The organism is Pseudomonas sp. Je.1.5.c, from assembly GCF_051129895.1.
In the GTDB taxonomy this organism is placed as follows: domain Bacteria; phylum Pseudomonadota; class Gammaproteobacteria; order Pseudomonadales; family Pseudomonadaceae; genus Aquipseudomonas; species Aquipseudomonas urmiensis.
Map to the genome: position 1 here is coordinate 1 of NZ_JBCPSP010000078.1, position 8,756 is coordinate 8,756.

Genomic DNA, 8,756 nt, shown 5'->3' on the forward strand with positions numbered 1-8,756 from the left:
CGGCGCTTTGGTGGAAGGGGTGGGGCGATGTCTCCCACGGTCTGTACTGCTGCGAACAGTCAGAATCGGGCATTTAGTCCCACCACCCCTTCAAGTCTAACCATACAAGCGGGCTTGCCCCGCGATGGCGTCAGTCAATCCACCCAGGTTACGCAGCCCCCACCAACACCGGAATCTGCACCCGATCAATCACCTTGGCGCTGATCGACGGATCCAGCAGCCGGCCCAGCCGCGACAGGTGGCGGTGGCCGATGATGATCAGTTCGCAGTCCAGCGCCTTGGCCTTGTCGACAATGGCCTCGACCGGCTCAGCGGCGATCATGCAGCCTTGCGCATTGAAACCTGCGTTGCGCAGGGTTGTCAGCGCCTCGGACACGGCCTGCTCGGCCAGTTGTTGTTCCTCGCAGGCGGCGGGGTATTCCTCCAGCTCGCCTGCGCTGAAGGGAAGGGGTTTGTCGTGCACAGCAAAGCTTGAGTCGATGGCCATCAGCACGTGCAGTTGCTGCTCGTCCGGGCGGCAGTAGCGCAGCGCCAGGTTCAGCAGGGCGCTGGCAGCGGGGGAGGCGTCGATGGCGATCAGGACGGGGCGGGGCATGCAGGCTCCTCGGTCTGGGGCAGGTATTGATGCAACAACTGCCGGCCTCATCGCGGGGTAAGCCCGCTCCCACGCAATTTCTCTCACACCGATAACTGCGTGGGAGCGGGCTTGCCCCGCGATGAGGCCGGCAAAGTCTCTACAGCATTCTGAGCCGATCCACCGATCAGGATAAATAGCCCCCCACGCACGGCGCCGTTGCGTCTGGCGCAATCGGCGACCTGTTAACATCGCGCTTCCCCCAGCCGCCACGGACCACGGCCATGCAACTCCCGGACATGAACCTGCTCGTCGCCCTCGACGCCCTGCTCGATGAAGGCAGCGTGGTTGGCGCAGCCCAGCGCATGAACCTGAGCCCGGCAGCCATGAGCCGAACGCTGGGGCGCATCCGCGATGCACTGGGCGATCCGATTCTGGTGCGTGCGGGTCGCGGCCTGGTCCCCACGCCACGCGCCCTGGCCCTGCGCGAGCAGGTCAGCCTGCTGGTCGAGCAGGCCGGGCAGGTGTTTCGCAGCGCCGAGGATGTCGACCTGCTCAACCTGGATCGGGCCTTCAATATCCGCACCAACGACCTGTTCATCGCCCTGTATGGCGCCCAGCTGTTGCGCATGATGCACGAACAGGCACCGCGCACGGTGCTGCGCTTCGTGCCCGAGAGCCCAGGCGGTGATGATGACAGCGTGCTGCGCGACGGGCGCACTGACCTGGTGATCAGCTCAAGCATCGACCTGGCGCCAGAGATCAAGGTGCAGAGCTTGTTCCATACCTTTTATGTTGGCTTGGCGCGCCGCGATCATCCGATCTTCGATGCCGAGATCACCCCGGCGCGCTTTGCCGCTTATCCGCAGATCAGCGTGTCACGGCGCGGCCGGGCCAATGGCCCGATCGATGTCGAGCTGGCCAACTTCAAGGTGCAGCGGCGGGTGGCGCTGATTACCCCAAGTTTTCACTCGGCGCTGTTCTCGCTGCCCGATTCGGACCTGATCCTGCCGATGCCGGCCAATATCCTCAACAGCGTTACCAAGCTCGGGCTGCCGCTGCGTTCGTTCGAGATCCCGGTGCCGTTGGAACGGGTCAATGTGATGCAGGCGTGGCACCCACGTTTTCACAGTGATCCGGCGCACCGCTGGTTGCGCCAGACCTTGAAAGCTTGTTGCAGTGTCGATCCGTGACATCGGCGGTGTCTTCTTCGCGGGCAAGCCCGCTCCCACACTGAGCGCGCCGGACACAAACAGTGAGTACACACCCATCCCTGTGGGAGCGGGCTTGACCGCGAAGAAGGCGACGCGGTTAAAGCGGATTGCGCCTGACGCAACTTAAAACTGCCAATAAGTCAGTTTTCGTAAGCATTCGACCTTCTTAGACTTGCTCCAGCCCCGATTATGTTGCTGGAGATGTCCGTCCATGAGTTCTTTGACCGCGCCTACCGCCGCGCTCGCTACCGCCTCGGCGCCCGCTGCGCCTGCGCAAACGGCGTTCGGCCTGCGGGTGGTGGTCGGCTTGTTTGGCGTACTGCTGGCAGTGCTCTGCGCGGGTCTCAACGAAGCGGTGACGAAGATTTCCCTGGCCGATATCCGCGGCGCCATGGGCATCGGCGCCGACGAGGGCGCCTGGCTGCTGGCGGTGTACGCCGCGGCTTCGGTGTCTGCCATGGCGTTTTCACCCTGGCTGGCCACGACCTTCTCGCTACGCCGCTTCACCCTGACTGCCATCGGCTTGTTCGCTGTGCTCGGCTTGCTGCAACCCTATGCACCCAACCTGCACAGCCTGATGCTGCTGCGCGTCGTGCAAGGCCTGGCCTCAGGCGCCTTGCCGCCAATGCTGATGAGCGTCGCCCTGCGCTTCCTGCCGCCGGGGATCAAGGTCTATGGCCTGGCCTGCTACGCCCTGACTGCCACCTTCGGCCCTAACCTTGGCACGCCGCTGGCGGGGTTGTGGACCGAATATGTCGGCTGGCAGTGGGCGTTCTGGCAGATCATCCTGCCTTCCCTGCTGGCGATGGCCTGCGTCGGCTGGGGCCTGCCGCAAGACCCGCTGCGCCTGGAGCGCTTCAAACAGTTCGACTGGCGCGGGGTGCTGCTCGGTTTACCGGCGCTCAGTTGCATCGTCCTCGGCCTGTCGCTGGGTGACCGCTGGGGCTGGTTCGACTCGCCGCTGATCTGCTGGCTGCTCGGTGGCGGCCTGCTGCTGTTGGTGCTGTTCATGTACAACGAATGGTCCGAGCCGCTGCCGTTCTTTCAACTGCGCATGCTCTCGCGGCGTAACCTCAGTTTCGCCCTGGTGACCTTGGCCGGGGTGCTGATCGTGCTTTCCGGTGTGGGCACAATTCCATCGGCGTACCTGGCGCAGATCCAGGGCTATCGGCCGGCGCAGACCAGCCCATTGATGATGCTGGTGGCCATGCCGCAACTGCTGGCCCTGCCGCTGACTGCTGCGCTGTGTAACATCCGCGCAGTGGATTGCCGTTGGGTGCTGGCGGTTGGCCTGGCGATGCTGGCGCTGTCGTGCGTGGGCAGCAGCCTGCTGACCTCGCAGTGGATTCGCGACAACTTCTACGGTTTCTACTTGCTGCAGGTGTTTGGCCAGCCGATGGCCGTGCTGCCGCTGCTGATGCTTTCCACCAACGGCATGACGCCGCAGGAGGGGCCGTTCGCCTCGTCCTGGTTCAACACCGTCAAGGGCTTGTCTGCGGTGATCGCCACCGGCCTGCTCGATGCCCTTGGGACCCTGCGCCGGCATTTTCATTCCAACCACCTGGTGGACAGCCTGGGTAATGCGCCGCTGATCGATGATCGCGCCGCAGGCCTTGCGCAACGCATCCATCAACAGGCCCTGGTGCTGACCTCGGCCGATCTGTACCTGGTCATGGCGGGCATCGCCGTGGCCCTTATCTGCCTTATTCCTTTCGTGCCCACTCGGGTCTATCCACCGCGTGCGGTGGCCTGAACCCCTGGATGAATTCGAGAACACAGAACATGACCAACAATCGCAAGACTCTCGTCATCGGCTCGGTGCTGGCCGTGGCCGTCCTGGCCGGCCTGATTGGCCCGTGGCTGCTCGGCAGCGACCATCAGCAACGGACCAACGATGCCTACGTGATCGCCGACTACACCGTGGTCGCGCCAAAAGTGGCAGGTTTCATCAAAGAGGTCTTGGTCGAGGACAACCAGCAGGTCAAGGCCGGCCAGTTGCTGGCGACGATCGATGCGCGCGACTATCAGGCCGCCCTCGATGCTGCGCAAGCGCAGTTGCTGGTAGCCAAGGCGCAAAGCGCCGATGCCCGCGCCACGCTCGACCGCCAAGGCTCTCTGATCGCCCAGGCCGAGGCGGCGGTGAAAGCGGCCCAGGCTGAGATGGCCTTCGCCGAGCATGAGGTCAATCGCTACAGCCGTCTGGCCGAGCAGGGCGCCGGTACCGTGCAGAATGCCCAGCAAGCGCGCAGCCGGGTCGATCAGGCCCGTGCGCGCCTGGCCAACACCCAGGCGGCATTGGTCGCCACCCGCAAGCAGGTGGACATTCTCAGTGCCCAGGTCGCCAGTGCCGATGGCCAGCTCAAGCGGGCCGAAGCCGGGGTGGAGAAGGCCGAGCTGGATCTGTCCTATACCCGCATCACTGCCCCCGTCGACGGCATGGTCGGCGAGCGCGCCTTGCGCGTCGGTGCCTACGTCAATCCGGGCGCACGCTTGCTGTCGGTGGTGCCGCTGGAGCAGGCCTATGTCGTGGGCAACTTCCAGGAAACCCAACTGACCCACGTGCAACCCGGGCAGCCGGTGAGCATCAGCGTCGACACCTTCGCTGGCGAAACCCTCAAGGGCCATGTCCAGAGCATCGCCCCGGCCACGGGCGTGACCTTCGCTGCGGTCAAACCGGACAACGCCACCGGCAACTTCACCAAGGTGGTCCAGCGCATCCCGGTGAAGATCGTCTTCGATGACGGCCAGCCACTGTTGCAGCGCCTGCGCGTGGGGATGTCGGTGGTAGCCACCATCGACACCCAAGGCGACACCCTCGCAGGCAAAGAGGTGACTGCCCGATGAAACCGCTATTGCCCTTGAGCCCACTGCTGCTTGCCGTACTGCTGGCAGGCTGCACCCTCGGGCCGGACTTCCAGCGCCCTGACAGCCAAGCGCCGCGGGACTGGGCGGCGCTACAAGGCCAGGCTGCGGCTAGCCAGCCGGTGGCCGAACCGCTGGAGCTGCGCTGGTGGGACAGCTTTCACGATGCCCAGCTCAGCGCCCTGATCCAGCGCGTCGCCGAGCGCAACCTCGACTTGCAGATGGCCAGTGCCCGCCTGCTGCAAAGCCGCGCCCTACGCAGTAGCGTGGCGGCCGAGCAGGCGCCGTCGGTGGATGCCAATGCCGGTTACAGTCGTGCCCGCAATAGCGCCGAAGGCCTCAACGACCCGTCCGGTAAGGCCGGCAAGTCGGCGTTCAACCTGTGGCAGGGCGACTTGGTCGCAGGCTGGGAGCTGGACCTGTGGGGCCGGGTACGGCGGCAGGTGGAAGCCGCCGATGCGACAGTGGCCGTGGCCGAGAATGATCGGCGCGGGGTGCTGCTGGCGTTGCTCTCGGAAACTGCCGGTAACTACATTCAGCTGCGCGCCGTACAGCACACCCTGGAGGTCACCCAGGACAACCTCAAGGTCGCCCAGCACAGCCTGCAGCTGTCCCAGGATCGCCAGGCGCAAGGCGTTGCCACCCGTTTGGATGTGGCCCAGGCCGGGGCCCAGGTGGCCTCGATGGAAGCGCGCCTGCCAACGCTGGAGGCGCGCCGCGATGACCTGATCAACGCCCTGAGCCTGCTTGCCGCCGAGCCACCGCGCAGCTTGCAGAGCGAGCTGCTGAAGACCGGCGAGCTGCCGGCGCCGCAGGAGAAATTCGCCATTGGCGTGCCATCTGAGCTGGCTGAGCGCCGCCCGGATATCCGCCAGGCCGAAGCGCGCTTGCATGCTGCCACCGCCAGCATCGGCGTGGCCAAGGCCGATTTCTACCCCAGTATTCGCTTGTCCGGCAGCATGGGTTTCCAGGCCATGCAGCTGTCTGATTTTGGCGCGTGGGACTCACGCCGGTTTGCCTTTGGCCCGCAGTTGTCGCTGCCGATTTTCGAAGGCGGCAGGCTGACCGGGACTTTGCAATTGCGCGAGGCCCAGCAACAGGAAGCGGCGCTGAACTACCGCAAGGTGGTGCTGGCTGCCTGGCATGAGATCGACGATGTGTTGCGCTTGTATAACGCCAGTCAGCTGCGCCGCGATCATTTGGCCGAGGCGGTGCGGGAGAACCGGATTGCCTTGCAAACCGCTCAGCGCCAGTACGTCGAAGGGGCGGTGGACTTTCTCAATGTGCTGAGCGTGCAGTCGGCGTTGTTGGCCAGTGAAGAGCAGTGGATCGACAGCTCGGCGGCGGTTTCGCAGGCCATGGTGGGTTTGTACAAGGCGTTGGGTGGGGGGTGGCAGGCGTTTGACCAAGAGCCGCCTAGGGTGTGAAGCGGGGCCGCTTTGCGGCTGCAAAGCAAGCCCCAACAACCAAACCAACAAACGAGGAGGCCGCAGATGCACCTTCCCCTGAACGGCAAGCGCGCCATCGTCACGGCCTCCACCACCGGGCTGGGTTTGGCGATCGTGATCGGCTTGGTCCAGGCCGGCGCCGAAGTGGTGCTTAACGGCCGCAGTCAGGCCCACGTCGATGAAGCGTTCAGGCAGGTGCGCGAGGCACTTCCCGCCGCTCGCCTCATCGGCGTCGCTGCCGACCTGAGTACTGACCAGGGCATCCAGACGCTGATCGAGCGCGTGCCGCACACTGACATCCTGGTCAACGGCTTAGCCGTGGCCCAAGTCTGCGCTACCAGCCTGGCACGCCATTACGCCCAGGGAATGGTGGCGCGTAACTGGGGGCGGCTGGTGTTTCTGTGCGCTGAGCGCGAGCTGAAGACTCTAGTGCGCGGGATGGGCGAGACCTTGGCCAGCACTGGGGTGAGGGTTGATGCGGTTGTGCCTGGGGTGGCGGAGCAGGTGGCGACCAGGGTGGTTGATCTGGCTGCGGTTGGCGTCCAGCCCTTGTGCTGACTGTGCCGGCCTCTTCGCGGGTAAGCCCGCTCCCACAGGTACAGCGTCGGTCTCAGGCTCTACACACCTGGCTCAAACGACTCGGGCCCTGTGGGAGCGGGCTTGCCCGCGAAGCGGTCACCACAGTCAAAGCGGTCGCAACAACCCAAAGCGCTTGCGCAGCACCTTGTCGAGCAACCGCTGCGGCAGCAAGCGCGCCAGCAGCGGTAGCGCGGTGCTGCCATTGCCCAGGCGCACCAGCGCCGGCGTCGGCGACTTCTGTGTCGCCGCCAATAATCCCTGAGCGAACTGCGCGGCCGGTGTGGGTTTGTCCTGCGAAGCGCGCGCGCGTGCCTGGATATGTTCGCGCAGCGGCCACCACGGTGAATCAGCCGCCAATACCTGCTCGGCCTGCTGCTGGGCATTGCTGGCAAACTGCGAAGCAATCGCCCCAGGCTGGACCTCCATCACCCGGATGCCGAACGGCGCCAGCTCCAGGCGCAGGGCATCACTGAGTGCATGCACGGCGGCTTTCGAGGCGCAGTAGGCGCCGGCAAACGGCGTCACCAACACCCCGGAAACACTGCCGATATTCACCACCAGGCCGCGGTTGCGACGTAGCAGCGGGAACAGCGCGCGGGTCACGCCGACCACGGCGAATACGTTGGTCTCGAACTGCTGACGCAGCGCCTCGACCCCGCCATCGAGCAGCGGCCCCATGGCGCCGTAGCCGGCGTTGTTGATCAGGATATCCAGGCCGCCATGGCGCTGTTCGAGCTCGCCGGCCAACTGCGTCAGGCCGTGGGCATCATTGACATCCAGCTGTCGTGCGCAGAAACCAGCCGCGCTCAGTTGCTGCACATCCTCGAGCTTGCGGGCCGTGGCCCAGACTTCGTGACCAGTATCGCGGAAGGCGTTGGCCAGGGCGCGGCCGATGCCGCTGGAGCAGCCGGTGATGAGAACTGTGGGCATGGCGGGGTCTGCGCAAAAGGGATGAAGGTTCGATCATAGCGCAGCCGGGGCGATGCAGCCTTGCCAATGCCTGACGCAACGGTGCCGCGCGGCCAACGCGCACCACCTGTGCTGAGCCTCTGACCGGCAGCAGGATCTGCGAGGGGATGTAGCGCAGGTCGAGGTCCTTGAACACGGCGGTTAGCCAGCCCTCCCAGGCGGGATCTTCGAACTGGTCGAGGTTCAAGTCGTAAAAGGTGATGCCCCGCAGGCGGCGCGCCAGGCGTTTATAGACCGGCCGCAGGCTGTTGCACGGCGGGCAACTGTGCGAGCCGACGAAGATCACGCTGCGCCGCTCGCGGCGTTCGGCATCGAGCAGGTCGTCCAGGGCATCGGGGTCGCAGAGGGGATGCAGGTGCACGACAACGTCCTCCTGACAAGGCAATGCGCCTATTCAATGCCAGGTGGTGTCGCGGCGAAACTGACAAAAATGCTAGTTGGCAAACGAGCCTTGCAGGTGTTCTGGACGAAACTCCAGGGTCTGCGGGCGATAGCCTGAACGCAGCGGCGGCAAGGGCAGGCAGTCGCTCCACTCGGCGCCAGGTTGCAATTCGCCGGGGCCGCGGTAGCGCGGTGCGCTGTAGGTGCTTTCAGCGAGGTTGACGGTGTCGCCCGGCGCATAGGCGCCGACTCGCCAGCGTAGTTCGGTGAGGGGGGCCTTGTTGCCGTTTTTCATGGTCACGCGCAGGGCGCGGTCGGCAGGACACTGATCAGGAGCGTAGGTCAGGCGCAATTCCAGGCGGGCCAGCTGCGAAGATTCGCGGCTGTCTTGCCAGACTACCCACAGCGCAACCAGCCCCAGGCCCAATACGGCGGCCAGGGAGATCGGCAGGGCCTTGGCCGGATAGCGCAGGAGCAGGACCAGCCAGGTGAGGATGAGCAGAGCGCCGATGATCATTGTGCAGGACATGCCTTGGTTGGGCGGGTTTGACCATCGTAGCTGTAAAAGGGGTTCACCTCAAAAAGCAACGTTGGCGCACGCAGGATGGCTGCGTGGACCTGTTGGTTGATAGACCTGTTGGTTGATGGAACTAATAGGCGGGGGGGCGTGGGAGCGGGCTTGCCCCGCGATAGCGATCTGACAGAGTGATTGCGTTGTCTGCCATGACG

The 8,756-nt window shown here is 64.9% G+C and carries 8 protein-coding genes; 5 read left to right on the forward strand and 3 right to left on the reverse strand.

Annotation, left to right across the window (positions count from 1 at the left end):
• Positions 1-148: 148 nt before the first annotated feature.
• Positions 149-595: a universal stress protein gene (locus AAZU54_RS26820; RefSeq protein ID WP_428627543.1), complete on the reverse strand. Its 447-nt coding sequence runs from the start codon at positions 593-595 to the stop codon at positions 149-151.
• A 263-nt stretch (positions 596-858) separates the two neighbouring features.
• On the opposite strand from AAZU54_RS26820, the gene AAZU54_RS26825 reads away from it, so the two are divergent.
• The 5 genes from AAZU54_RS26825 to AAZU54_RS26845 all read left to right on the forward strand — a co-directional run bounded on the left by AAZU54_RS26825 (position 859) and on the right by AAZU54_RS26845 (position 6,656).
• Positions 859-1,767, forward strand: a complete 909-nt coding sequence (locus AAZU54_RS26825) for a LysR family transcriptional regulator (protein ID WP_186553804.1) — start codon at positions 859-861, stop codon at positions 1,765-1,767.
• A gap of 232 nt (positions 1,768-1,999) precedes the next feature.
• A complete protein-coding gene (locus AAZU54_RS26830) occupies positions 2,000-3,541 on the forward strand; it encodes an MFS transporter (RefSeq protein WP_186553805.1) in 1,542 nt (513 codons plus the stop codon).
• Positions 3,542-3,570: 29 nt separating this feature from the next.
• The gene (locus AAZU54_RS26835; protein WP_312155002.1) at positions 3,571-4,632 is read left to right on the forward strand and encodes an HlyD family secretion protein; all 1,062 of its coding nucleotides are present in this window, start codon (positions 3,571-3,573) and stop codon (positions 4,630-4,632) included.
• Positions 4,629-6,077, forward strand: a complete 1,449-nt coding sequence (locus tag AAZU54_RS26840; RefSeq protein ID WP_312155000.1) for an efflux transporter outer membrane subunit — start codon at positions 4,629-4,631, stop codon at positions 6,075-6,077. The genes AAZU54_RS26835 and AAZU54_RS26840 overlap by 4 nt, the downstream gene beginning before the upstream one ends.
• A 66-nt stretch (positions 6,078-6,143) precedes the next feature.
• Positions 6,144-6,656, forward strand: a complete 513-nt coding sequence (locus tag AAZU54_RS26845) for an SDR family NAD(P)-dependent oxidoreductase (protein WP_434727875.1) — start codon at positions 6,144-6,146, stop codon at positions 6,654-6,656.
• Positions 6,657-6,782: 126 nt separating this feature from the next.
• Here AAZU54_RS26845 and AAZU54_RS26850 read toward each other — a convergent pair whose 3' ends face one another.
• Both AAZU54_RS26850 and AAZU54_RS26855 read right to left on the reverse strand, forming a co-directional pair.
• Positions 6,783-7,607 carry an SDR family oxidoreductase gene (locus AAZU54_RS26850; RefSeq protein ID WP_186553809.1) on the reverse strand — a complete coding sequence of 275 codons (825 nt, stop codon included), beginning with the start codon at positions 7,605-7,607 and terminating at the stop codon, positions 6,783-6,785.
• Between the two features lie 472 nt (positions 7,608-8,079).
• Complete coding sequence (locus tag AAZU54_RS26855; protein WP_186553810.1) at positions 8,080-8,544, reverse strand: multidrug transporter; 465 nt, start codon at positions 8,542-8,544, stop codon at positions 8,080-8,082.
• Between the last annotated feature and the right edge of the window lie 212 nt (positions 8,545-8,756).

Coding starts and splice junctions, on each gene's coding strand:
- AAZU54_RS26820 (WP_428627543.1), bottom strand. CDS start 595: ATGCCCCGCCCCGTCCTGATCGCCATCGACGCCTCCCCCGCTGCCAGC.
- AAZU54_RS26840 (WP_312155000.1), top strand. CDS start 4,629: ATGAAACCGCTATTGCCCTTGAGCCCACTGCTGCTTGCCGTACTGCTG.
- AAZU54_RS26850 (WP_186553809.1), bottom strand. CDS start 7,607: ATGCCCACAGTTCTCATCACCGGCTGCTCCAGCGGCATCGGCCGCGCC.
- AAZU54_RS26855 (WP_186553810.1), bottom strand. CDS start 8,544: ATGATCATCGGCGCTCTGCTCATCCTCACCTGGCTGGTCCTGCTCCTG.
- AAZU54_RS26835 (WP_312155002.1), top strand. CDS start 3,571: ATGACCAACAATCGCAAGACTCTCGTCATCGGCTCGGTGCTGGCCGTG.
- AAZU54_RS26825 (WP_186553804.1), top strand. CDS start 859: ATGCAACTCCCGGACATGAACCTGCTCGTCGCCCTCGACGCCCTGCTC.
- AAZU54_RS26845 (WP_434727875.1), top strand. CDS start 6,144: ATGCACCTTCCCCTGAACGGCAAGCGCGCCATCGTCACGGCCTCCACC.
- AAZU54_RS26830 (WP_186553805.1), top strand. CDS start 2,000: ATGAGTTCTTTGACCGCGCCTACCGCCGCGCTCGCTACCGCCTCGGCG.